Genomic DNA, 251 nt, shown 5'->3' with positions numbered 1-251 from the left:
AACGGCTTTGCTGTATGGTTAACAGCATCTAATACTACTCTTGTAAAATCGCCCATTATAAAGTTATCTTCTAAATCAAAGTAGCCCAGCATGTCTGTATTATCTACCCAGTTTGGAGCAACTGCAATAGGCTTACACGATTCATTTTGAGATAATTCCATAATCATATTTGGTAATAAACTCTTCCCTACACCTGAAATACCACTCAAAATTAAAAATGGTTTTGTTTTTAAACTTAATAGGAATGATTC

Annotated in this window: 1 pseudogene; it reads right to left on the bottom strand. The window is 33.1% G+C overall.

Annotation, left to right across the window (positions count from 1 at the left end):
- A pseudogene (locus KVT27_RS25540) lies at positions 1–251 on the bottom strand (hypothetical protein); the annotation flags it as partial.

It is taken from the genome of Lysinibacillus sp. GbtcB16, assembly GCF_019091145.1.
GTDB lineage: Bacteria > Bacillota > Bacilli > Bacillales_A > Planococcaceae > Lysinibacillus > Lysinibacillus fusiformis.
Note: the sequence above shows the minus strand (reverse complement) of the source record. Positions and strands in the feature narration are given on the sequence as shown.